The 25,208-nt window shown below is 63.0% G+C and carries 19 protein-coding genes; 9 read left to right on the plus strand and 10 right to left on the minus strand.

From position 1 onward, the window contains the following. Position 1 precedes the first annotated feature (1 nt). The 6 genes from KIT10_05620 to KIT10_05645 form a co-directional block, all read right to left on the minus strand. Positions 2-6,112 carry a PKD domain-containing protein gene (locus KIT10_05620; GenBank protein MCW5898731.1) on the minus strand — a complete coding sequence of 2,037 codons (6,111 nt, stop codon included), beginning with the start codon at positions 6,110-6,112 and terminating at the stop codon, positions 2-4. A gap of 172 nt (positions 6,113-6,284) precedes the next feature. Continuing rightward, on the minus strand, positions 6,285-6,953 hold the full coding sequence (locus KIT10_05625) for an alpha/beta fold hydrolase (GenBank protein MCW5898732.1): 669 nt from the start codon (positions 6,951-6,953) through the stop codon (positions 6,285-6,287). A 17-nt stretch (positions 6,954-6,970) separates the two neighbouring features. After that, the gene (gene hutH / locus KIT10_05630; protein ID MCW5898733.1) at positions 6,971-8,473 is read right to left on the minus strand and encodes a histidine ammonia-lyase; all 1,503 of its coding nucleotides are present in this window, start codon (positions 8,471-8,473) and stop codon (positions 6,971-6,973) included. A gap of 69 nt (positions 8,474-8,542) precedes the next feature. Then, complete coding sequence (hisS, locus tag KIT10_05635) at positions 8,543-9,934, minus strand: histidine--tRNA ligase (GenBank protein ID MCW5898734.1); 1,392 nt, start codon at positions 9,932-9,934, stop codon at positions 8,543-8,545. 40 nt (positions 9,935-9,974) lie between these two features. Next, positions 9,975-11,039, minus strand: coding sequence for a choice-of-anchor L domain-containing protein (locus KIT10_05640; GenBank protein MCW5898735.1), 1,065 nt, complete (start codon positions 11,037-11,039; stop codon positions 9,975-9,977). Positions 11,040-11,132: 93 nt separating this feature from the next. Then, positions 11,133-12,203 (minus strand): choice-of-anchor L domain-containing protein, encoded by a 1,071-nt coding sequence (locus KIT10_05645; protein ID MCW5898736.1) that lies wholly within the window; start codon positions 12,201-12,203, stop codon positions 11,133-11,135. Between the two features lie 273 nt (positions 12,204-12,476). Between KIT10_05645 and KIT10_05650 the strand changes: the two genes are divergently transcribed. From KIT10_05650 to KIT10_05690, 9 genes are all read left to right on the plus strand, one after another. After that, positions 12,477-13,133, plus strand: coding sequence for a hypothetical protein (locus KIT10_05650; protein ID MCW5898737.1), 657 nt, complete (start codon positions 12,477-12,479; stop codon positions 13,131-13,133). Between the two features lie 25 nt (positions 13,134-13,158). Further along, positions 13,159-13,968: an SDR family oxidoreductase gene (locus tag KIT10_05655; protein ID MCW5898738.1), complete on the plus strand. Its 810-nt coding sequence runs from the start codon at positions 13,159-13,161 to the stop codon at positions 13,966-13,968. A 4-nt stretch (positions 13,969-13,972) separates the two neighbouring features. Next, positions 13,973-14,857 carry a hypothetical protein gene (locus KIT10_05660; protein ID MCW5898739.1) on the plus strand — a complete coding sequence of 295 codons (885 nt, stop codon included), beginning with the start codon at positions 13,973-13,975 and terminating at the stop codon, positions 14,855-14,857. Positions 14,858-14,922: 65 nt separating this feature from the next. Then, a complete protein-coding gene (locus KIT10_05665) occupies positions 14,923-16,233 on the plus strand; it encodes an MFS transporter (protein MCW5898740.1) in 1,311 nt (436 codons plus the stop codon). A 25-nt stretch (positions 16,234-16,258) separates the two neighbouring features. Beyond that, a complete protein-coding gene (locus KIT10_05670; protein ID MCW5898741.1) occupies positions 16,259-16,651 on the plus strand; it encodes a hypothetical protein in 393 nt (130 codons plus the stop codon). A 38-nt stretch (positions 16,652-16,689) separates the two neighbouring features. Continuing rightward, positions 16,690-18,894 carry a S9 family peptidase gene (locus KIT10_05675; protein ID MCW5898742.1) on the plus strand — a complete coding sequence of 735 codons (2,205 nt, stop codon included), beginning with the start codon at positions 16,690-16,692 and terminating at the stop codon, positions 18,892-18,894. A gap of 67 nt (positions 18,895-18,961) precedes the next feature. After that, complete coding sequence (locus tag KIT10_05680) at positions 18,962-19,936, plus strand: deoxyhypusine synthase family protein (GenBank protein MCW5898743.1); 975 nt, start codon at positions 18,962-18,964, stop codon at positions 19,934-19,936. Between the two features lie 10 nt (positions 19,937-19,946). Further along, positions 19,947-20,354 carry a hypothetical protein gene (locus tag KIT10_05685; GenBank protein ID MCW5898744.1) on the plus strand — a complete coding sequence of 136 codons (408 nt, stop codon included), beginning with the start codon at positions 19,947-19,949 and terminating at the stop codon, positions 20,352-20,354. Between the two features lie 100 nt (positions 20,355-20,454). Then, positions 20,455-20,871: a VOC family protein gene (locus tag KIT10_05690; protein ID MCW5898745.1), complete on the plus strand. Its 417-nt coding sequence runs from the start codon at positions 20,455-20,457 to the stop codon at positions 20,869-20,871. A gap of 77 nt (positions 20,872-20,948) precedes the next feature. Here the strand turns inward: KIT10_05690 and KIT10_05695 are convergent, their stop codons facing one another. The 4 genes from KIT10_05695 to KIT10_05710 all read right to left on the minus strand — a co-directional run bounded on the left by KIT10_05695 (position 20,949) and on the right by KIT10_05710 (position 25,188). After that, positions 20,949-21,347: a hypothetical protein gene (locus KIT10_05695; protein MCW5898746.1), complete on the minus strand. Its 399-nt coding sequence runs from the start codon at positions 21,345-21,347 to the stop codon at positions 20,949-20,951. Positions 21,348-21,614: 267 nt separating this feature from the next. Beyond that, positions 21,615-23,135, minus strand: coding sequence for a T9SS type A sorting domain-containing protein (locus tag KIT10_05700; protein MCW5898747.1), 1,521 nt, complete (start codon positions 23,133-23,135; stop codon positions 21,615-21,617). A 20-nt stretch (positions 23,136-23,155) separates the two neighbouring features. Then, positions 23,156-24,181 (minus strand): hypothetical protein, encoded by a 1,026-nt coding sequence (locus KIT10_05705; GenBank protein MCW5898748.1) that lies wholly within the window; start codon positions 24,179-24,181, stop codon positions 23,156-23,158. 179 nt (positions 24,182-24,360) lie between these two features. Further along, the gene (locus KIT10_05710; GenBank protein ID MCW5898749.1) at positions 24,361-25,188 is read right to left on the minus strand and encodes a LexA family transcriptional regulator; all 828 of its coding nucleotides are present in this window, start codon (positions 25,186-25,188) and stop codon (positions 24,361-24,363) included. Positions 25,189-25,208: the final 20 nt, after the last annotated feature.

Here is a 25,208-nt window from a genome sequence, read left to right on the forward strand (position 1 = left end):
GTCAGCGCACCACGGTCACGTGGCCGATGTGGTCACGCGCGTCACCATCGCGTTCCAGGACCACCTTCCACACGTACACACCGATCTGCACATCGCGGCCGCGCGCGCGGCCATCCCAGCCCTTGGTGCGGTCGGTGGTGTCGAAGATCACCTCGCCCCAACGGTCGAAGATCAGCAGGCGGTAGTTCCACAGGTCGTATCCGTTGAGGATCGGCAGGAAGTCGTCATTGGCTCCGTCCGCGTTCGGCGTGAAAGCATTGGGCACCCATATCCCGGGATCGGCGTTCACCGGCACCCACTGGCAAATGGTGTCGGTGCATCCGAAGGTGTTGGCCACCGCCAGGCATACGGTCCAGCCACCACCGTCCGCGTCGAAAAGGTGCACGGGATGCGTGTCCGTGCTGCCAAGTCCGTCGCCGAAGTCCCACTGGTTGGTGGTGGCGCCCTGGCTCAGGTTGTTGAAGCGCACCGCATTGCGTGGGCTCGCCACCGTGTCCGTGCTGAAGTCCGCGACGGGTGTGGGATGCACCAGTACCGCACCGGGTATCGTGAGCGTGTCCGTGCAACCGCCGCCACCCGTGGCCACCAGCGTCACATCATAGAGTCCTGGGGCATCATACACATGCATCGGCGACGCGGCCTGCGATCCGGACCCATCGCCCAGCCACCATTGGAAGCCGCTGGCGTTCTGCGAAGTGTTGCTGAATATCACCGGATAGCCTGCGCAGGCCGGTTGCGGCAGCACCGTGAATCCAGCCAGGGGCGTGGCGTACACGGTCACCGTCTGGCTGCTGCTGTGCACGCATCCGAACTGGTTCACCGAGGTGAGGGTGATGTTGTAGACGCCCGGCGCGGTGTAGGTCACTTGCGGGTTGTTCAGCAGTGAGGTCTCACCATTGCCCAGGTCCCAATTGAAGCCCACGGCGCCCATGGAGGCGTTGTTCGCCTGCACGGTGAAGGGGCTTGTGCAGCTTTCGGTACCTGACAAGGTGAAGGCGCTCACAGGCAGCGGATGCACCACCACCTGTGCCGTGTGCGTGTCCTGGCAGCCATTGGCCAGGGCGGCCGTCAGCGTCACGGTATAGGTGCCGGGCGCGGTGTAGGTATGGAATGGTGCGGCCTGCGCGGATGTATTGCCATCACCGAAGTCCCAAGTGAAGAAGGTGGCGTTCTGCGACCCGTTCTGGAAGGCCACCTGGTGCGGTACGCAGCCATCACCGGGTACGGGCGTGAAGGCCGCGACCGGTGTCACCAGCACGCTCACGTTCTGTGTGATGCTTGCGGTGCAGCCGTTGTTCGCGGCCGTTACCGTCAGGGTAACGGGCCAGTTGCCGCTGCTCGCATAGGTGTGCTGCACAGTGCTCAAGGTGGAGGTGGTGCCATCGCCGAAGTTCCACAGCACGCCGGTCACGCCGGGTGTGGTGTTGGTGAAGGTGAAGGGCTCGCCCACGCAGACCGCAGCGGGCATGGAGGTGAAGGAAGGCGCAGGTGAAGGCAGCACCGTGATGGTCTGCGTGTATTGGTCGAAGCCGCAACCGTAGGCGGAAAGCGTGATGGTGTAGCTGCCGGGCTGGTTGTAGGTATGGTCCAGCGAAGAGGCCAGGCTGGTGTTGCCGTCACCGAGGTCCCACACCATGGCCGTGTCACCGGTGTTGAAGGAGGTGAGCGTCACGTTCAGCGGCGCACAGCCTTGGAAGGGATCGGTGTTGAAGAAGGCCGTGACCTCGTTGGGCAGGATGGTGATGGTGTATTGTGCGGTATCGCTGCCACAGGCGTTGTAAGCCACCAGCGTGATGGTGAACTCCTCGGCATCGCCCTCCACCGGGTAGCCGTGGGTCACGATCGGCGTGGCGGCGGTGGACGTGTTGCCGTCACCGAAGTCCCAGATGAAGCCATCAGGCAGGCCGTAGCTGGCATTGCCGAAGGGCACGTCAGCATAGGCGCAATAGATGTTGAGGTCCGGTGCGAAGACCGCCGTGGGCGTGGGCAGCACGGTGATCGGGTGCGTGTCCTGCTGGCTCCCGCACACGTTGCTCGCGGTGAGCGTGACGTTGTATGTGGCCACCTGCAACGGATCGGCGGGGAAGGTGAATGGTGGCGGCGCCGGATCGGTGCTCTGGCCCAGTCCACCTAAGTTCCAATTGAACTGCATGCCCTCACCGGAGCTGTTGTTGGTGAAACCAACTTCAAGCGGACCGCAGCCGGTCGTGGGGCTCAGGATGGCTTCGGCCTGTGGCACGGCCCAGACCGTGACGGTGCTCGTGCTCACATCCGTGCAGCCCGCGCCGGTGCCCGCGGTCAGGGTCACGGTGTAGGTGCCGGTGGCGGTGTAGGTGTGCGCGGGGTCCAGCGCGTTGCTGGTACCACCATCACCGAAGGTCCATTGTGCGGCATTGGCGCCGGTGCTGTTGTTGGTGAAGCTGAATGACGCGCCCACACAGGCGACCGGCCCGTGACTGAAGTCCGCCACCGGCAGCGCATGCACCGTCACCAAGGCATTGTCGCTGTTCACGCATCCGGTGATGGGATCCGTCCACGTGTAGGTCACCGGATTGCCGCCGGGCAGCGCTTGCAGGGGATCGAACACGCCGGTCACGGGATCGACCCCCACACCGCTCCAGGTCCCACCGGCCGGTGATGCGGTCAACGTCTGCGGACCACCGTCGAGGCAGACGCCGATATCATTCCCTGCGTCCACGATCGGCAGCGCGTGTACCGTCAAGGTCACCTGGTCCTGCGTGAGGCATGTGCCGCCGCCGACACTGTAAGTGAGGGTGTACAAGCCCGGGACCGAGGTATTGAAAGAGCCACCCGGTGTGACCTGCGGACCGCTCCATGTACCGCCCGAAGGAAGGCCGGTCAATTGAACGTTGCCACTGCCCACGCAGAAGGCTTCATCATCACCCGCCAGGGCCGGTTCGTCAATGGGCACCACATCCACGGTGATGTTGTCCGAAGCCATGCATCCCGCCGCCGTGGTGAAGGTGTAGGTGAGCATATCGGTGCCCACGCCACCCGGCGTCAACGTGCCGCCGGGTGTAACGTCCATCCAGGTGGCGCTCCATGTGCCGCCCACCGGTGATCCACCCAGCACAAAGGGCACGGGCTGGTCGCAAAGTGTGAGGTCCACACCGGCATTGACCACGGGCAAGGGGTTCACCGTGGCGACCACTTGGCCGTTCGCCGCACAACCGCTGCCATCGCTGTAGCTGTAGGTGAGCGTGTGGTTCCCAGGTGCCACTGCCCCTGGATCGAACTGGAAGGGAGCACCGGTGACCCCATTGCCGGACCATGTCCCTCCGGCGGGCGTGGCTGGCAGGTCCACCGGGGCCGCATCAGCACACAGGGCGAAGGCCGGTGGCAGCGTCAGGTTAGGCGCGGCGAGCACCTCCACCGTCATCTGGTCGGTGGTGAGGCAGGTGCCCGTGCCGTAGTTGTAGGTGACGGTGTGGAAACCGACCGCATTCGGCATGAAGACCCCACCTGGGCTGGCACCGGTCCAGACTCCGCCGGGCGGCGTGGCCTGCAAGGTCAACGGTCCACTGCCCACGCATACGGCCGTATCGGGCTGCGTCTGCGCGATCAAGGTGAGCTCCTGCACGGTCACCGTGGTGGTGGCGCTGTTGGTGCAGCCGTTGGCGTTGGTGTGCGTGTAGGTGAGCGTGAAGCTGCCCCATTCACCGGGCACGGGCGTGAAGACACCACCGGCCGTCACGTTCTGGCCGCTCCAGGTACCGGGTGCGGGCGATCCATTGAGTTGCACCGGGATCGGCTGGTCGCAGAAGGTCTGTGCGGGTCCGGCGTTCACCACGGGCAGGGGGTTCACGGTGATCGCCGCGGTGGCGCTGCCAGGACATCCCCCTTGGTCGCCCGTCACGGTCACCGTCATGGTGGCGCCGGGCGAAAAAGTGAGCGTGGGACCCGTGCCCAACAGGTTGCCCCCCTGGAACCATTGGTAGTTGCCGGCGCCGCTGACGTTGAGTGTCACGCTACCACCGATGCAGACCGCGGCGCTCGGTGGCGAGATCACGAGCACGGGCGCGGGGATCACCGTCACGGTCACCGACGCGGGCGGCCCTGCGCAGCCACTGCTCACCGGTGTCACCGTGTATACGCCCGCGTTGGCCGTCGTGGCGTTGGGGATCGTCACCGAGGGCTGGTTCGAGGTGAAGCCGTTGGGGCCGGTCCAGTTGTAGGTCACCCCCGGTACGGTGGCCACGCTGAGCGAGATCGTCTGCCCCGCACATACCGGGCTGTTGCTGCTCACCACGGGCTGTGGCGGCAGAGTGCCGATGGCGATATTGGAATTGGACGTGGCCGATCCACACGCATTGGTCACCGTCAGTGATACCGTGGGATCGCCGGGGTTGCTGAAGCAGACCTGGCCGGGCACGAGCGTGTTGGCGCTGGCGGGCGTGCCACCCGGGAAGGTCCAGGCGTAACTGGTGATCGGTGTGCCGCAGGCCTGCACCGTGGCGCTGGGGTTGACGCATTGCCCGGCGCAGATGCCCGGCAACGAAGAAGTGTTCACTTGCGGCGGTGCGTTCACCGTCACCACCTGGCTGGTGCTGAAGGTGCCACAGCTGTTCTGCATCTGCAGTTGCAGGGTGTAACTGCCGGGCTGTGTCAGGTTGAATTGCGGCTGTAGCGAGTTCGCGTTCGTTCCGCCGCCGAAGCTCCACTGCGGGGTAGCCCCACAGCTGTTTCCCGTGGTGGTCACATTCCACTGGAAGGTGGTGTTGCAACTGTTGGGGCTGCTGCTGTTGTTCACCGGCACCACGGTCATCGGCGCGCAGCCCACGATGGGGTCCACCACGAAGGCCGGCACCGGCGGCGGCTCGATGCAGACGGTCTGCGAGATGGTGTCGCTGCCGCACATGTTCGCGGCGATGAGCGTGATGGTGTAGGTCCCGGGCGTGTTGAAATTCACGCCGAGGTTGGTGCTGCCTACGGTCCAGGAGGTGGGGTCGTAGTCTGGTCCGATGTAGCCGTTGTGGTTGCCCAACTGTCCGCCCGTGGTCCAGCCCGTGGCCGGTGAGATGCTCCAGAGCAACGCGGGGTTGTTCGCGCACACGTTGCCCATCACCATGCTGCCCGTGCTGGTGCTGCCAAAGGTGACCGTGGAGTTCAGGCAGGCCGGGTTCGATGGCGAGATGGTGAAGCCGGCCATGCCCGGTATGCTCACCACGATGGGCAGAACCGTGCTGCCACTGGTGCCACAGGGGTTCTCCACGAGCATGTTCGCCGAGAAGCTGTTCTGGTAGGTGTTCACCCCGTCGCTGCTGGTGGTGCCGCACGAACCCGTGGTGAACAGGTGCGTGATGGAGGCCGGCGGCGGGTGATCGTACACGATCGGCGGGGTGCCATCGTTGAAGGTGATCGTGTAGATCGTGCCGGGCGTGTTGCTCGCCCAGCCCACGATGGGAAAGGTCAATTGCAACGGGCCACAACCCGTGGTGCTGCCCGGATTCACCAAGGCCCCGGCCGGGTTCGTCCCCAGGAACACGCTGTAGGTCTGGGAGGCGTTGCAGCCATTGGGCTGGGTGATGGTGTAGGTGACCGTGTAGATCCCCTGGCTATAGACATGGCCCTGCGTGGGCCAGGTGGTCCCGGTAGCGGTGAAGACCGGCGAGCCATCGCCCCAGTTGATGGTGTGCGTGCTGCCCGGCATCGCAGTGCCGCCAAAATCGAAGCTGTAGTTCGACGTGGCGTTGGACATGCACTTGAAGAAGGTGGGCACCCCATTGAACACCGTGTAAGAGGCGTTGCTGCTGGTGAGGATGGCCGATGCGGTGGGGTTCACCGTCACCGTCACCTGCGCGGTCGCCTGGCAGTTGTTGCTGTCGGTGATGGTGAGCGTGTAAGTGGTGTTGGTGGCCGGTACGGTCAGCACCGGGTTGGCCACCGTGGTGCTGCTCAGGCCAGTGGCGGGCGACCAACTGTAAGTGAATGGCCCGCTGCCCGTAGCCGATCCATTAAGGTTCACTGTAGCGCCCTGGCAGGCGGTGAAATTGTTGCCGGCGTTGGCGGTGCACTGCGCACGCGCTTCACTGGCGCGTGTGAGGCTCAAAAGGGCCAGCAGGCCGCAGGCTATGGATCGTATGGGGAGCATACCCGGCTTCGGGGTGAGCAAAGTAGCTGTGGATGCCGCGTGCCGTGTGGGCGGAAGCGCCGGGGATATCCACCGTGGACGATGCAAAGGACGGGGATCCAAGCCGATGCGTTGCCCGACGAAGGCATAATTTCCAGGGACGAATAGGCCATTGCCACGAACCAATGGCCCGCTACGATGCCATCTCCGCCTCCCCTTCCACGATGCCGCGCAGCACACGCCCCAGGATGGCGTCCACTTCTCCGGCCCGGGTAAGCACCATGGGGTGGGTGCCACCCCGCACCACGTGGTCAGCCGGGGCGCGCATGGGCAGCAGTCGGTCGGCATCGCCGTGGATGCGGGTCACCGGTCCCTGCCAGCGCGGTCCCTGCCAGTGCAGAATGGCCCTGGCCCCGCGGCGTATCTGAAGCCCACCCTGGTCCATGGCCATGCGGTGCAACAGGGAAGCCAGCTCCGCGTCCCGTGTGCCGAAGAACCGGCGGAAGGGCCGCGTGAGGCGGATGGTGCCGTCGGTGATGCCGTGATACAGGGCAAGCCCCCTACCCAAGTGCAGCAGGAGCGGAAACTCCTGCGGGCCGGTGACCGATGAGATGAGCACCACGTGCCTGGGCTTGGTGAGCGCGGCCAGTTCCTGGGCCACCATGCCACCCATGCTCACCCCGGCCAGCACATGCGGACGGTCAGCATCCACCAAGGGCGCCATCCGCGCGGCGATATCCGGCAATCCCTCCCCTTTCCGATACGTCGGCCATTCCAGGACCCGCACCTCGAAGCCCTTCAGCCGCAGACCCGAGAAAAGCCGTTTGTCGGTGGCCAGTCCGGGCAGGAGGTAAACGTGCATCGGAGGGTCACAGGAAATCAACTCCTTCCACCGGGCAACGGGCAACTCCGCACGAAACGCAAGGCGGCTTCCTGCAGATCACGCATCACGGTATCGGCCTCCACGAAGGGCACCTCCTTGCGGAAGGCGGCCACGAAGGCTTCCAAGGCGCGGGATGTCTTCGCGGGGCGGCGGAACTCCAGCGCCTGTGCGGCGGACATCAACTCGATGGCGAGGATGCGCTCCACGTCGTGCACCACGTCCCAGGTCTTCAGCGCGGCGGCGGCGCCCATGCTCACATGGTCCTCCTGGCCGTTGCTGCTGTCTATGGTGTCCACGCTGTTGGGCATGCACCGCTGCTTGTTGGCGCTCACCAGTGAGGCGGCGGTGTACTGCGGGATCATGAAGCCGCTGTGCAGGCCGGGCTTCGCCACCAGGAAGGCGGGCAATCCGCGTTGACCACCAATGAGCTTGAAGGTCCGCCGCTCGCTGATGCTGCCCAACTCGGCCGCGGCGATCGCCAGGAAGTCCAGCGCCAATGCCAGCGGCTGGCCGTGGAAGTTGCCCGCGCTCAGGATCAGGTCCTCGTCGTCGAAGACCGTGGGGTTGTCGGTGACACTCTCCAGTTCACGCTCCACCACGCGCTCCACGTAGGCGATGGCATCGCGGCTGGCGCCGTGCACCTGAGGGATGCAACGGAAGGAGTACGGATCCTGCACATGCTCCTTGGCGCGCGCCGCGATCCTGCTGCCCGCGAGCAGACCGCGGATATGTCCCGCCACCACCGCCTGTCCGGGATGTGGGCGCACCGCATGCACGGCCGGGTGGAAAGGCTCCAAGCGGCCATCGTAGGCATCCAGCGAGAGGGCCGCCACGGTATCCGCCAGATCGGCGATACGGATGGCGCGGCGTGTGAGCAGCGCCGCATAGGCCGCCATGAACTGCGTACCGTTGAGCAGGGCCAGACCTTCCTTGGGGCCGAGTTCCAGCGCTTTCCAGCCGAGCTTCTTCAACGCGGCCGCGCTGCCCATGCGCTTGCCCTTCAGGTCCACCTCACCCAGGCCGATCAAGGGCAGCGCAAGATGCGCCAAGGGGGCCAGGTCGCCGCTCGCGCCCAGCGAACCCCGCTCGTACACCACGGGCAGCATGTCCGCATTGTACATGTCCACCAGGCGCTTCACGGTGGCGGGCGCCACGGCGCTGTGCCCGAAGGCCATGTTCTGCACTTTCAACACCAGCATGGCACGCACCACCTCGGCCGGTACGGGATCGCCGCTGCCGCAGGCGTGGCTCATCACCAGGTTGCGCTGCAACTGCGCCAGCTGGTCCTTGGGGATGCGCTTGTCATGCAAGGCCCCGAAGCCCGTGTTGATCCCATAGACCGCCTCATCGCTGTCCTTCAAGCGTCGCAGCAGATGCTCATGGCTCTGCTTCACGGACTCGCGCGCTGCGGGGCTCAGGGTGATGCTGGTGCCGCGCTCGAGCAGAGCGCCCATTTCTTCCAGCGAAATGCCGATGGTGCCGATGGGATGGTGGCTCATTCGGTGGAAGTTGAGCGGTTGGAGATGGGAGATCGGGGGAGCTCGGAAAAGTCGTGAAAGTTCGTGGCCTCAAACGATCCCGTCCTTGAGGGCGGTCAAAAGTTGGTTCTGCGGGATGGTGCGTTGCTCGCCGGTCTTCAAGTGTTTCAGCGCCACGGTGCCTTCCTTCAGTTCGCTTTCACCGATGATGGCCACATAGGCGATGCCCTTGTCGTCGGCGTACTTGAACTGCCTGGCCATCTTCACCGCATCGGGATAGAGTTCGGCCGCGATGCCCGCCGCGCGCACCTCGCGCAGCAAGCGCAAGGCCTGGTTCGCCTCCTGCTCGCCGAAGTTGGCGAAGAGCAGCCGCGATGCGGAAGTGAGCCCCTCCGGGAATTTGCCCGCCTCGCCCAGCACGTCGTAGATGCGGTCCGCACCAAAGCTGATGCCCACGCCGCTCATACCCTTCAGACCGAAGATGCCCGTGAGGTCGTCGTAGCGGCCACCGCCACAGATGCTGCTGCGCAGGGAGCCTTCGGCGGCCTTCACCTCGAAGATGGCGCCGGTATAATAGTCCAGGCCACGGGCCAGGGTGGGATCGAATTCGAGTGTGGCGTGCGTAAGCGGCCCCACGGTGTCGAAGATGAATGCGATATCCTTCAAGCCTTGCTGGGCGATGGCCTGGTCCTTAAGCCATGCTTCCAGCTTGGAACGCTGCTCCGGCCAGGTGCCCTTCAGATCGAACAAGGGCGCGATCGCCGCGATGGCCGCATCGGTGACACCCTTCGCACGCAGTTCCTCCTCCACCGCATCACGGCCGACCTTTTCCAGCTTGTCGATGGCCGTCACCAGGTCCACCACCTTGTCCGGCTGGCCGCTGACGCCCGCGATGCCCGTGAGCAGCTTGCGGTCGTTGAGCTTTACCACCACCTGCAGGTCCAGCGCGCGGAACACGTCATCGAAGAGTTGCACCAGTTCCACTTCGTTCAGCAGGCTGGTGCTGCCGATCACATCGGCATCGCACTGGTAGAACTCGCGGTACCTCCCCTTCTGCGGCCGGTCGGCACGCCACACGGGTTGTATCTGGTAGCGCTTGAAGGGGAAGGTGATGCTGTTCTGGTGCTGCACCACGTAGCGCGCGAAGGGCACGGTGAGATCATAGCGCAGGGCCTTCTCGCACAGTTCACTGGCCAGGCGGCCGGGTGGCACGCCGCGTCCCTCCCGCAAATGCTGCTGCACGTTGGGATCGATCCTGGCCCAGGCATCGCCGCTGTTGAGCACCTTGAAGATGAGCCGGTCGCCCTCCTCGCCGTACTTGCCGGTGAGGGTGTCCAAGTGTTCCATGGCGGGCGTTTCCAGCGGCTGGTAGCCGTAGCGCTGGAACACCGTGCGGATGGTGTCGAAGATGTACTGGCGGCGCAGCATCTCCTCGGGGGAGAAGTCGCGCGTGCCCTTGGGAATGGAAGGCTTGTTGGCCATGACGCTGAGGCGGCGCGAAGGTAGCGCCCTGCCTCCGCGTTCAGCCCTTCACGAAGCGCAGCGGCGCCAGGCCTTGCGAATCCAGCACACGCACGGTGTAGAGGCCCGTGGGCAGTCCGCCCAGGTCCAACCACACCCGGTCGCTGTCCACGCGCTGGGAGCGGATCAGCTGGCCTGTGTCGCCGAAGAGCAGCAACTCGCCCTGGGTGTCGGCGGGCAGCAGGATGGCCACCGCATCGCCATGGTGTTCCAGGCCGAGAGCGGGTGTGGAGGCCGTGGGAATGGAGGTGCTGAGACCGTTGCTGCGGAAGCTGAAGGCTTCGACGAAGACGCCACTGTCGAAGATGCCATCACCGGCGTCACCCACGGCCGCTTTGAATCGGTAGGTCTGACCCGGCTCCACGGCTGCGAAGGCCACCAAGTTCACCGTGAAGCCATCGTAGGCCGTATGCTCACCCGTGGCATTGTCCACATAGTAAATGCTGTTGTCCTCGAAGTTGGGATCGGCCATGACACACGGTGAATTCGGACCGCCCAGCCCAGGGTCTCCTCCATTCACCGTATTGATGGCGATGGGCACGCTGGTTCCCGGCACCGTGGCGATGTTCATCGCATTGTCCGTGAATGGGCCACTGAGGCCTGGTCCGCTGAGGAAGAGCCCGAAGACATCATTGAAATAGGTGCAGACGAATTCGGGATACTCCTCGGAGCCGAAGGAAAAGTTCAGCAGCAGCGTGTCACCCACCGGGATGCAATCGAAAGTGAGCACGCAGGCATCGTAGATGGGCACTCCCGCCAATACCGCCAAGTCGGGATCACCGCCCGAATTGGTAAACGAAGTGGCGAAGAAGGATGCCGGGTTGGCGACCTGGGATGCATCACCCGTGGTGAGCAACACGCCCTCATATATCTGCAACTCGGAGTCGCCTTGGAACTGGCCATAGGCCTGGCCGGCGCATTGGATGTCCACGTTCAGGATGGTCATGCCGAAGCCTTCGAGCAATTCGGTCATTTCGGCCGTGGAAAGGTTGGGCGTGATCGCCAACTGGGCCTTTGTGGTTACTGGCACAGCAGCGATGAGCGCGAGCGTAAGGAGTTGTTTCATGACGGAGGAAGATCAAGTGCGACGCAATGAAGGTACCACGCTAGGGCGCCATGGTCCAACACAGCACGCATCAATCTTGGGATCCCCCTGCGTTCAGCCCTTCACGAAGCGCAGCGGCGCCAGGCCTTGCGCATCCAGTACACGCACGGTGTAAAGGCCCGTGGGCAGTCCGCCCAGGTCCAACCACACGCGGTCGCTGTCCACGCGCTGGGAGCGGATCAGCTGGCCCGTGTCGCCGAAGAGCAGCAACTCGCCCTGGGTGCCGGTGGGCAGCAGGATGGCCACCGCATCGCCGTGGTGTTCCAGGCCGAGGGCGGGCGGCGTTTCCGGAATGCCCGTGGAGATCATGCCCGAGCTGCGGAAGCTGGAGGAACCCAGGAAAACGCCGCTGTCGAAGGCCGTGTCCAAGGCGTCACCGATGCCGATCTTGAAGTGGTAGGTGGAACCGGGCTGCACCACGGCGAAGGCGGTCAACCCCACGGTGAGGCCATCGAAGACCACGTGCTGCCCCAACTCGTTGTCCAGGAAGTAGTCCGGGTTCTGCGCAGCACATCCTGGGGAATTCGGGTCGTTGAGCAAGCCGTTGTTCACGGTGTTGATACCTACCGGCGTATTGGATCCAGGCACCAACGCGATGTTCACCGCTCCATTGGAATAGGGTCCCAAAAGACCCGGTCCACTCAGGAAGAACCCAAAGACATCGTTAAAAGCACAGACCCATTCCGGGTACTCCTCGGACCCGAAGACATAATCGATCAAAAGCGTATCACCCACGGGTGTGCAGTCGAACTCCAGCACCGACTTGTCGTTGATGGTTACACCAGCTATAGTGGTCAGATCGGGATCGGATGCCAGATTGATACCGAGCCAGTCGCTCATGAATCCAGATGCGGGACCAGGTGTGTTCGTGACATATCCGGATGCTAGCACGATACCGGAGTTCAAGTCGAGCTCGGTGTTCTCCGCAGCGAAGGATCCAATGGCGGGGTTGTCACCAAGCGGGTTCAAGACGTCATTGTAGGTGACATTGAAGACGGTGACCCCCTCCCCGAGGAGGACATCCTCCACCAGTTGTTGCGGGGTGAGCGAGGTGGACACCTGCAATTGGGCGCTGCCCGGGATGGTCCAGGACAGCAACAGGAAGAAGGCGGCGATCTGTTTCATGGCGATCGGGGTTTGGATGAATGGCCGGGTACCGCTATGACGAAGTTCGGCATTGGAACGCCGCCCCCGAAAACAGCGAACCGCCCTGGCTGTGCCTTTGGGCGGTCCGCCGACCAGAACGTGGCCCCCGCGTTCCGCATCAGCGTGGCACGGGAGCCCTTCGCTGGGGCAATGGTACGGGCCGGTGGTGCGCCATGTGACGGAAAGCGCCGCCATTCCACGCCGCGGATATACAGGTCTGAGCGATGCCTGCCGATGGCGATCTTCGCGGCCATGCGTCAAGCGGCCCTCCTCGCGGTGATCCTCCTGACGGTGGCCGGATGCACGCGCAATGCGGTGGTGCGAACGCCGCAACGCGATCCCGCCGGAGCGAGGCGCATGCACCTCCAGGCCTTGCGCCTCGCGGCCTCGTGGTACCCCGCGGATACCGATCGCGCCTTGGTCCTGCTCGATTCCGCCGTGGTGCTGGACCCCGCGCTCTTCGACGCACACTACATGCGTTTCCTGCTGAACGACCAACTGGGGCGCGACGAGAAGGCCGTGCAGGCCCTCACCGAAGCACGGGCCTTGCGACCCTACGACGCCACGCTGGCCATGACGGCCGGCATCCACCACGAGATCCGCGGGGACACGCTGCTGGCTTTCCCGGAATATGCCCTGGCGGAACGGCTCTTCGCGGCGCGCGAAGCGGAAAGCGATGATGAGGGTCTGCCCTGGCGCGCACAGGTGGACCGTGCTCTGAACCTGATGCTGCTGGAGCGCGAGGACGAAGGCCGCTCCCTGCTGCAGTTCGCCCGCTTCACCGCCCGCTACGCCGAGCAGCGCGCCACCATCGACCATCTGCTGGCACTGCCGCGCGGCCAATTGCTCCATGCCGCCTTACCGGACAAGCAGGAAGTGCTGGACGAGATGCTGCGTCGCGCGGACTGAAACGCCCCGCCTACCTTCGGCCGCCATGAGCGAATTCGTGAAAGTGGTGCTGGTGACCGGCGGAACGAGCGGGCTGGGCCGTGCCATGTGCGAAAGACTCAGCGCCATGGGCCACCGGGTGTACGGCACGGGCCGCCGAGCGGACCAGCTGCCCGAGCCCAACAGCTATGGACTGCTGCGCATGGACGTGACCGACGAGGCCAGCGTGGCCGCCGCCGTGGAGGAGGTCATCCGCCGCGAAGGCCGCATCGACGTGCTGGTGAACAACGCCGGGCTGGGCATCCAGGGACCCATCGAGGACACGCCCGTGGAGCTGGCGCAGCGGCTGCTGGACACCAACCTCTTCGGCGCACACCGCGTCGCGCGGGCCGTGCTTCCCCACATGCGCCAGGCGAAGCGCGGGCTCATCATCAACATCAGCAGCGTGGCGGCCAACTTCGGCCTGCCCTACCGCGGCTTCTACAGCGCCAGCAAGGCCGCGCTGGACCGCTGGGCCGAAGCCTTGTCCACAGAGGTGGCACGTTTCGGCATCGAGGTGGTGAACGTGCAACCCGGTGAATTCAACACCGACATCAAGGACAGCCGCCTGCGCCCCGACACGATCGGTGATGCGCACCGCGCCGGCTACGAGCGCGCCATGGAAATTTTGGGCGGCAGCATGCACTACAGCCGCGATCCCGACGAGTTGGCCCGTGTGGTGGCACGCATCATCGCCACGCCGAAGCCCAGGCCCAGCTACGTGGTGGCCACGGGCATCCAGAAGCTGAGCGTGCGGTTGAGGACGATCCTGCCGGGCCGGCTGTTCCAGCGCCTGGTGCGCCGCCATTACGAATAAGGACATGATCGCCTACGACGCACGCGATTGGTTCAAGGCGCTGGAACTCCACCGCAGCGACACCTTCCGCAAGCTGCTGCCCTTCCTGGTCCTTGTGGGTTTGTTCACCCTGGTGGTGGGCTACCTGGAAGTGAAGTACATGCGGCTCAGTTCGCGCGAGTTCGTGAGCAATCTGCCCATCATGCACAGCATCCTGGGCTTCGCCATCAGCATGCTGCTGGTGTTCCGCACCAACACCGCCTACGACCGCTGGTGGGAAGGCCGCAGGCAATGGGGCGACCTGGTGAACACCAGCCGCAACCTGGCGCTGAAGATCGCCGCGCACATCGCGCCGGAGGACCGCAGCACACGCTCGCTATTCGGTCGCAGCATCGCCCTTTTCGCCCACGAGATGCGGCTGCACCTGCAACTGGAGAAGACCCGCCTGGCGCTGGACGGCAAGCCCCACCCGGAGATCCCCGACTTCGACCGAAGCAAGCATGTGCCCGCCCAGGTGGCCGCGGTGATGCAGCAACGGCTGATGCTGCTGCACCGCGAAGGCCGCATCACCGGCGAACAGCTGCTGGCGCTCGATCGCGAGGTGGTGCGATTCATGGAGATCTGCGGTTCCTGCGAGCGCATCAAGAACACGCCCATCCCATATTCCTACAGCAGCTTCATCAAGAAGTTCATCGTGGTCTACGTGTTCACCCTGCCTTTCGGCTTCGTGTTCTCGCTGGGCTACATCGCCATCCCCGTGGTCATGTTCATCTTCTACGTCATGGCCAGCCTGGAACTCATCGCCGAGGAGATCGAGGACCCCTTCGGCACCGATCCTAACGACCTGCCGATGGAGCGCATCGCGGGGATGATCAAGGGGAATGTGGAGGAGATATTGGGGGAAGGTTGAGGGTTGAATATTGGAGCCTGTCTTCCGGCAGGCAGTGTTGAGCAAGGGATCTTGACGTGAGCAACGTGGGCACCGATCGCACCATCACCCCTTTCCGAACCGGCCTGCTGATCACCGTGGCGGCACTGGGCTATTTCGTGGACATCTACGACCTGGTGCTCTTCAATGTGGTGAAGCGCGAGAGCCTGGAATTCATCCTGGGCGCGGGCCATCCGCAGCTGGTGGAGACGGGCATCAACCTCTTCAACTGGCAGATGCTGGGCATGCTCACGGGTGGCGTGCTCTGGGGCGTTTGGGGAGACAAGAAGGGGCGCATCACCGTGCTCTTCGGCAGCATCCTGCTCTACTCCATCGCCAACATCGCCAACGCCTTCACCTTCGATGTGACGAGCTACGCCCTGGTGCGCTTCGTGGCCGGTGTGGGCCTGGCGGGCGAACTGGGCGCGGGCATCACCCTGATCACCGAGACCATGCCGCGCGAGAAACGCGGCTACGGCACCATGATCGTCGTGGTCTTCGGTGCGTTGGGCGCCGTGTTCGCCGCCGAGATCCACGCGCAGGGGCAGCAATTGCGCGGCGTGCTGCTGGCCATCACCGGGCGGGAGTTCATGGACTGGCAGATCGCCTACATCGTGGGCGGCGCCATGGGGCTGGTGCTGCTGGCGCTGCGCCTGGGCACTTTCGAAAGCGGGCTCTTCACCAGGATGAAGGAGAAGATCGTGCGGCAGGGCGACATACGCCTGCTGTTCAACGATCGGGAACGCTTCCTGCGCTACCTCGGCTGCATCCTCATCGGCGTGCCCATCTGGTTCGTCATCGGCACGCTCGTGAACCTTTCGCAGGATGTGTTCGTGCCCGCGCTGGGCATCGACACCAGCGCGCTCGACGCCGACGGTCTGCGCCGCATCAACGGCACCGCCATCAAATACGCCTACATCGGCCTCAGCATCGGCGACCTGCTCAGCGCCTTGCTCAGCCAGCTCTGGCGCAGCCGCCGCAAGGTGATCCTGCTCTACCTCCTCCTCAACCTGGGGCTTACACTCTTCTTCCTCTTCGGCCTGAACGGCGCCTCCATCGCGCTCTACAACTGGACCTGCCTCGCATTGGGCATCGCCACCGGATACTGGGTGCTCTTCGTCACCGTGAGCAGCGAGCAGTTCGGCACGAACATCCGCGCCACCGCCGCCACCACCACGCCCAACTTCGTGCGCGGCAGCGTGCTGCCGGTGACCCTCGCCTTCAAGTGGCTGGCCGTGCCCGTGGGCAGCATCACCAGCGCCCTGCTCGTGGGCCTGCTCTGCATCGGCGCCGCCCTGTGGGCCACGTTGCGCGCGCGGGAGACCTTCAGCCGCGACATGGACTTCGTGGAACATTGAACCGCCGCCGCGCTATTTTCGCCTCATGCTTCGCTTCACCTACGCCCTGGCCATCGCCGCCACCTTCCTTGCCTGCAAGAAGGAGGAGGACACCGTGACGGTGGGCTACTGGGCCAGATGCGCCGGTTGCGAGATCACCTGGGCCCTCGCGGGCAGCACGCTCGGCACCGACAGCATCGGGGGCACGTTGGTGCGCAAGGAACATCCCGGCAAGGTGGGCGACCTGGCCACGCTGACCGCCCGCCCAACGGTGGTCACCGGCAATGGTGCAGGCACGGGCCTGGGCATCGCCATCCTGGTGAACGGCAGGCAGCAGGCCTTCGCCCACATGTGGCCCAACTTCCAAGGCGCCTTGGACAGCACCATCAGCGTGCAGGTGACCATTCCCAAGCTGGACCGCTACGGCGATCCGGAATAATGGGACGGGGGTAGCGGACGGCCCCCGATATTCGCACCATGCTTCACATGCGATACATCTCCATGGTGGCGGGCCTGGCCCTGCTGATCCCCGCCACTTTCCTCCACGCACAGAAGACCCTCACCAACAGGGACATCTGGGCCGGTCCGTTGTTCTCCGCCGAATACGTGGGCGGCCTGGTCAGCATGAACGACGGGCTGCACTACACCTCCCTGGAGGCCGATGGCGGGGAGGCGGTGGTCGCACGCTACGCGTACCGCACGGGCAGGAAAGTGGACGACATCCTGCGCGGAGGCGAACTTCTTCCACCAGGCGCCTCCGCGCCGATCGACATCGACGGCTACAGCTTCAGCGGCGATGAGAAGAAGGTGATGGTGGAAACGGGCTCCGAGCGCTTGTACCGTTACAGCTACTTCGCCCACCACTATGTGTTCGATCGCGCCACGCGGAAATTGACACCGCTCTCCGATCCAAACGGCCCCAAGCAACGGCTGGCCACCTTCAGCCCCGACGGCAAGCGTGCCGCCTTCGTGCGCGAGAACGACCTCTACATCGTGGACCTGGCGACCATGAAGGAAACCCGCGTGACCACCGACGGCATGTGGAACAAAGTGCTGAACGGCGCCACCGACTGGGTCTACGAGGAGGAATTCACGCTGGTGCAGGGCTACGCCTGGAGCCCCAAAGGCACCAAGCTGATCTTCCTGCGCAGCGACGAAAGCGAAGTCCGCGAGTTCAACATGGCCATGTACCAGGGCCAGCTCTATCCGCGTGACGTGCGCTTCAAGTACCCGAAGGCCGGTGAGGACAACAGCCGGGTGAGCCTGCATGTGTACGAGATCGGCAGCGGCATCACCTTCACCATCCCGCACGATGCGGAATACATCCCGCGCCTCGGGTTCACCGCGAACGACGACATGCCCTGGTTCATGCGCATGGACCGCCTGCAACGTGTGAAGGAGATCCTTACCGCCGACCTGTCCAAACGCATGCTGCCGCCGCCCACCACGGTGGTGTACCGCGAAACGAGCGCCACCTACGTGGAAGTGACCGACGACCTGCATTTCACCGCGGACGGCAAGGGTTTCGTGCTCTCCAGCGAGCGCGATGGCTGGAACCACGTGTACCATGTGCCCTTCGGTGGTCAGCCCCGGGCGCTCACCTCCGGCGCGTGGGACGTGGCCGAAGTGAAGGGCATCGACGAGAAGGGGCGGCGCGTGATCTTCACCTCCAGCCAGGGCGGACCGGCGCAACAGGAGGTCCAGGCCGTGACGCTCGATGGGAAGAGGATCACTCGGCTCTCGCCCATGGGCGGTGTGAACGACGCGGAATTCAGCACGGGCTTCCGTTTTTTCATCAACACGCGCAGCACGGCGAACGATCCGCCGGTGATCACCCTGCACGATGGCAACGGCCGCTTGGTGAGCACATTGAAGGACAATGAACGGCTGCGGCGCAACGTGGCCGAATATGGCCTGATGCCCAAGGAGTTCTTCTCCTTCACCACCGAAGCGGGCGTTACGCTGAACGGCTGGATGATCAAGCCCAGGGGATTCCAGAGCCGCGAACGCTACCCGGTGTTCATGACGCAGTACAGCGGACCCAACAGCAACCAGGTGCAGGACGTGTTCGGCGGCCGCAACCACTTGTGGTATTCCCTGCTGGCGCACAAGGGCTACCTCGTGGTGTGTGTGGACGGGCGCGGCACCGGCCGGCGCGGGCGCGAATTCCGGCACATGACCTATGGGCAGCTCGGCAAGTACGAGACCGAGGACCAGATCGCCGCGGCGCGCTGGCTGACGCAACAACCCTGGGTGGACGCGGAACGCATCGGGATCCAGGGCTGGAGCTACGGCGGCTACATGAGCAGCCTGTGCATCACCAAGGGCGCCGACCTCTTCAAGGCCGCCATCGCCGTGGCCCCCGTGAGCAACTGGCGCTACTACGACACCATCTACACCGAGCGCTACATGGGCCTGCCCAATGACAATGCCTCCGGTTACGACGACAACAGCCCCATCAACCACGTGGACAAACTGCGCGGCAAATACCTGCTCATCCACGGCATGGCCGACGACAACGTGCACTTCCAGAACGCCGCCGAAATGGTCAACGCGCTGGTGAAGGCCAACAAGCAGTTCGACCAGTTCGCCTACCCGGACCGCAACCACGGCATCTACGGCGGCACCACGCGCCTGCACCTGTATGAGCTGATGACCGAATGGCTGGAACGCAACCTCTGATCGCGCGCGAAACATCCGAACGAAACGCCGCCTCTATATTTCGCCCCCGCCGAAGCCCGCCAAGAAGATGAGCCAACGACCGATCAGTGATTTCATCGAGAAGTACTACCTGCACTTCAACGCCGCCGCGCTGGTGGATGCCGCGAAGGGCTACAAGGAACATCTGGGCCAGGGCCGCAAGATGATGATCACCCTGGCCGGCGCCATGAGCACCGGCGAACTCGGAAAGATCCTGGCCGAGATGATCCGCCAGGGCAAGGTGGACATCATCAGCTGCACCGGTGCGAACCTGGAGGAGGACGTGATGAACCTGGTGGCACACGACCACTATGAGCGCATCCCCAACTACCGCGACCTCACCCCCGAGCAGGAGCGTGCGTTACTGGACCGCGGTATGAACCGCGTGACCGACACCTGCATCCCCGAGCATGAGGCCTTCCGACGCCTGGAGAAGCACGTGACCGACCTGTGGACCGCCGACGACAAGAGCGGCAACAGACGTTTTCCGCATGAGTACTTCTACGCCATGATCAACAGTGGCGTGTTGCAGCAGTATTACCAGATCGATCCCAAGGACAGTTGGATGGTGGCCGCCGCCGAACGGAACCTGCCGATCATCTGCCCCGGTTGGGAGGACAGCACCTTGGGCAACATCTTCGCTGGGCATTGCATCAGCGGCGACTGCAAGCCGGGCATGATGAAGAGCGGCATCGAATACATGATGTTCCTGGCGGAATGGTACACCAACAACTGCGGCGAGGACGGCATCGGCTTCTTCCAGATCGGGGGTGGCATCGCCGGCGATTTCCCCATCTGCGTGGTGCCCATGCTGCACCAGGACCTGCAGCGGGACGGCATCCCCTTCTGGAGCTACTTCTGCCAGATCAGCGACAGCACCACCAGCTACGGCAGTTACAGCGGCGCCGTGCCCAACGAGAAGATCACCTGGGGCAAGCTCGACATCGGCACGCCGAAATTCATCATCGAAAGTGACGCCACCATCGTCGCGCCCCTCATATTTGCGTACGTCCTCGACATGTGAACCGCACCGCATGCAGCGCCTGATCCGATCCTTCAACACCTTGACCGACGAGCTCAAGGAGACCCTGCAGGAACAATATCCTGACGGGATCGACGCCACGCACATCAAGACCATCCCCACCGCCAAGGGCGAGATCCTGCGGGTGATCGAGTTGCGCACGCCCGAAGCCCTCTATCTGATCAAGATCAACGCCGAGAGCCGTGCGGAGATCGATGAGTTCCTGGACCAGGAGGAAAGCGGTGGCGACAGCGAAGCCGACCTGGACGAAAGCACGGCCGACATCGAGACCGATGATGTGGATACCGCTGATGACGACACGGATGACGTGGATGACGATGGCGGTGATGACGAGGATGACGCGGACGAGGACGACGCCGGTGACACGGACGCGGATGAGGACGATGACGACCGGGATTGATCCCGGAAGGCCGTCAACCGGCACTTGCTGATATCCACAAGCCCGGCCCGCGATCCCATGATCGCGGGCCGAGCTACTTTGGTGGCACATCCAACAAACCATGGACGGCCGCTTCCACCTCGCCATCGCCACCACCGACCTGAAACGCATGAAGGCCTTTTATGGCAGCTTCCTCGGCCTGAAGGAGGGACGAAGCGCCGCCACCTGGGTGGACTACGACTTCTTCGGGCACCAACTCACCATCCAGGAGGTGCCCCTTACCTACCGCACGGCGCGGGTGTACAATCCGCAGAGCAGCGTGCCCAGCAACCATTGGGGCGTGGTGCTCAACATCGCCGATTGGCGGCGCTTGCGCGACAAGGTGAAGAAGCTGGGCATCGCCTTCCTGATCGAGCCCAACACGGTGATGAAGGGTGAAGTGGGCGAACAGCGCAGCCTCTTCATCGAGGATCCCGATGGCAACGCCATCGAGTTCAAGGCGATGCTGGAGGAGGGGAATCTGTTCAAGAAAGGCTAGACCAGAACGACGAAGGCACCTGCCTGCCGGTAGGCGGGCCCTCACCGGGCGCCTTCCACTTCGTCGTATCCTGGAACTCAGGGATAGTCCCTCCGGGCCACCACATCACCAAGGTCGTTGTACTGCTCGCCCTTGGTGAGGATGCCGTTGTCATAACTCAACATGCCCAGGGGCTTGTCGGCCGCCGTGCGGAACTCCCACACCCCCTGGCGCTTGCCGTTGCGGAAGTTGGCGCGGGTGAGCAGGGCACCGGTATCCGTGTACTGCTTCCATAGACCATCGAGCCTGCCGTTGCGGTAGCTGCCCATCTCCTTCATCCTCCCGTTCTCGTGGTAGGTGATGAAGTGGATGCGGTCACCGGCCCGGTAGGCGGTACTCTTCAAAGTGCCGTCCGGCCAGTGCTCCTGGCCCAGCAACATTTGGGCCTGCGTGGCAGCGGCCAGCAATAGCGCGAGGGTGAGAAGGAGGATACGCATGGTGAACGGGGCTTCTTTGGAACGTTGAACGCCCAAAGATAAGACAAGGTTCACCGGTGGTTAACATTGGCATAACATTGAAAAGATGAACGGGTGAAGGTTCATTTCTTCAGTAGAGGCTAGGAGTTTCGAGTAGCGAGTGATGAGTGGCGAGTGGGGCGCCCCAGAATGACCGTAGGCGCACCACTCGCCACTCGGCGGGCGTGCCCTGTGTACAGCCACTCGCTACTCGCTACTAAAACGCCAGCCTCCCCTGCTGCTCCATGTCTACTCCTTGATCCAGCGCCCCGCGTCGACAGGGACGCCAGTTGGATCCAGCACACGGTAGAGGTACATTCCCGAAGACAGATGCCGGGCATCCACTTGGGCCACGCTTTGGTTGATGGGATATTCGGCCACTTCCCGACCTTGGGCATCATAAAGCAGCAAGCGTCCGCGACGAAGCACCGGTCCATTCAACAGCAGCGTGAATCCGTCCGAGCCAGGATTCGGATACAACTGCGACTCCCCGTACACGGGATGTTCCCCAAGGCCCGTGTAGCACTGGTCGGGACCCAGTTTCATGATCCAGCCCCGGGGCTGCTCCATGGTGTTCAGATCGCGGCGTGAACCCATGAGCAAGGCACCACCATCGCTGGCTGCTTTGATGCGCATGAGGTAATAGTAGGCATTGTCCTCGAAGCCGTCCAGCAGGAACTCGCATTCCACATTGAGCAAGGTGTCCAAGCGATAGACCCTTACACGGGAAGGGGCCACACCAACTTCATAGTTGGGTGGACCGGTAAAGAAATTCTCGATCCTCGCAAATAGCAGCTTGCCATCGGGCGTCAGATCATGACCTTGTATACCCGCAGGCCCTTCTTGAAAGAACGCTCCGCTGGGCAAGAACATGCCCGCATATGCACCATCTGGAGCCAATCGTATCAATGCGGCTCGCATACCCGATGAAATAGGGTTATACCTGCCAGACGAAATGATCGTGTCCCCCTCCAAGAGGGTCATGTACATGCAATCCTTCAATACGCTGTCAGGTGGCACCAAATTCCCTGTTCCACTCAAGGAGGTCATCGCGAAGCCACCCACAACATTGAAGTTGTCATCGAACCGGAGATACTTCGCGAACCCACTTGGACCGATGTCTGGGCCCCCTCCTTCAATCGAGGCCAATACGGTACCATCCACAGAGAGTGCATGGTGGCCGATCCTGATACCCGGCCCGCTGCCTTGAACGCTCGCTTGGAATTCGGGTCCATCCGAGTCTATTCTCACCAACAATAATCGATTGGGGACGGTACTTCCTTCCACCACCAATCCCCCTGCGACATACAATTCACCGCCATCCAACAAAGAGACGTTCCTGATCCATATCCTTTCGCTGTCATCATCCAAGACAAAACTTGTTGCACCGAGCAAAGCGCCATCCAGGCCCAGGGTGTACCGGGTGATGTCATAGGCGGAAAGAGTTGGATGGTACCAGGTCATTGCCAAAGCCGTCAACTTGTCATCCGCGTGCTGAACGAGTTGCGGCACCCAAACGGACCTGTCCATACCGCTCGTCAACTCTGACAGACCTTCTTGACCGCCTGTCTCAGAAACGCCAACTACCCATGTACGGGTGATCGGTGCGCCTAAGAACATGTTGGAAGTATGGGATACCAAAGAGAGCACGAACCTTCCACTCGGCAATTCCAAAGCGTCATAGACCGCCACCTTCGACGGTACTGGATCGAAAATCAGCGACCATTCCCCTTGGGCGTGGAGCCACAACGGGTGGAGGCCCAACAACATGCAAACTGGCCACCTCATGATCAGCTACCGCCACCGGTTTGCTTGATGCCGTAGGTGAATGAGCAGATATGCCAATTGTCACCACCACCAGACTCCCAGCCTACCGTGGCAGCATAGGGCGTCTTGCTCGGACAATGCTCCGCTTTGATCCACATCAACGCATCGTAAGTGCCTTGGGTGTGGTAACTCATGTCGTCCGTGAGCAGGCAGGTGCTGCAACTGCTACCACCGCATATGTAGGTCCAATAGTCCTGATTGGATTTGCCGGAGGTATTGTTGGGGTTGTAGAACTCAGACCAGTGATAGTTCTTGGTCGTTATGTCTGTAGCGTACTGGGTAATAAACCATGTCTCCACGTTGGTCCAATAGTCTTCCGGCCCCATGGACACCGCCACCGCTGAATTGACGCGGTACTGGATGTGAGCATGCGCGCACATATCACTGTAAACCTGGTTGGGGCCGCAATTGCATCCACCCGATCCACCCCACAGCCAGGCATCGTTCTCTCCGAAAGTGGTGTTCAAGGTCTTGCCATAGCCTGAACCGACCAGGTACCGGACCTCAAGGCGCAACTCGTTCTCTGATGACTTGGCCAGCACATCCACGATGGCCACGTGTTGGGCATCGTCCACATTCACCTCGGCCAATGATACGCTCAACGCGTTGAAGGCCTCATACACCTCTGCGACCGCGATACCTGCCGGTCCTCTTGGGACCGTGACCACAGTGCTGTCCATGAGCAGATCAACACATGGTAACCAAGCTTTGGCCACGCTGTAATTCAATGCTGCTTCCACATACCATTCGGCGCTGTCCGCCGTCATGGCCGCCGCCATCTTGTTGGGATCGCTGCCACGAGCCTGAGCGATGAAGGCCTGTACACGTGTTGTCACGTTGCTTGAAGCCATCGCAGCATCAGCAGAAATAGGGCTTGGAATGGTATCCTTCCGGCAAGCCACAAGCACAACAGCGGCCAACAAGGCCACCATGCACGAACCAAGCACCAAAGGGTGTTGGGTGTTGGGTGTTGGGTGTTGGGTGTTCATGATCGAAAGAATTGGAATTTACAATGTATAACACTACACGGCCTATGCCCAAGGATCGTGGAAAACTTCACATGCCGTATACCCCTCACCACAGATCAATGTCGCTCAACGCCATCACATACCCCGACCATCCACGCCGCGCATCGGTTCATCGGGAATGGTCTGAATGCGGAATTCGCTCAGAACGCCAGCCTCCCCTGCTGCTCCATGGCCAGGCGCAGCTGGCCCACTTCCTTGCGCAGCTCCACCACGCTGCGGGCCAGTTCGTCGCGGCTCATGTTGGGCTCGGGCAGTTCGGCGCTGATGAAGTGCACGAACTTCCAGATCTCCAGGATGCTGCCCACGGCCACCTCATAGGGCGCGTAGAGCGGATTGGTGCTGCACAGCAGCAGGTTGCCCTTCTCCTTGAGCTGGTTGTAGAGCACCTTGAAGACGATGCCCTCGTCCTTGGTGACCACGATGTAGGGCTGGCCGTCGCGGATGGTCTGCCAGTTCTGCACGTACTCGCCCGTGACCCAGGAGCCATCGCTCACGGGCGGCATGCTGTCGCCGCTGATCTGGAAGGTGCGGTACTTCCGGTCGCGGCTGAGGAAGGGCATCTGGAAGGTGGGCAGGATGCTGATGTACTCCGGATCGGCATAGCCGGCGGCGTATCCGGCCTTGGCCTTCTCGGGCACCAGTTCCACGTTCTCGCGGTCCTCACTGTTGACGGTGGTGGCCAGCACGCGCAGGCGGCGGCCGCTGAGGTCCACATCGCCGCCACGCTCCAGAATGCCGAGCTGGCTTTCGCCCAGGGCTGTCAGGTCGTCCTTCAGCAGGCGATCGATGTTGACCTTGTAGTACTCGCTGATGCGGATGAGCAGGTCGAAGGGCGGTTCGGCGCTGCCGTTCTCGTAGCCGCTGTAGCTGGAGCGCTTGATGTCCAGGCCTGCGGCGACCTCCTCTTGCGAACGCCCACGGCGCTGGCGGAGAAGCTTGATGTTGGGACCGAAGAGGGGGTTGGCCATGGGAAGAGTGTCTTATGAAG

The sequence above is a fragment of the Flavobacteriales bacterium genome (assembly GCA_026129465.1).
Taxonomy (GTDB): domain Bacteria; phylum Bacteroidota; class Bacteroidia; order Flavobacteriales_F; family PHOS-HE28; genus PHOS-HE28.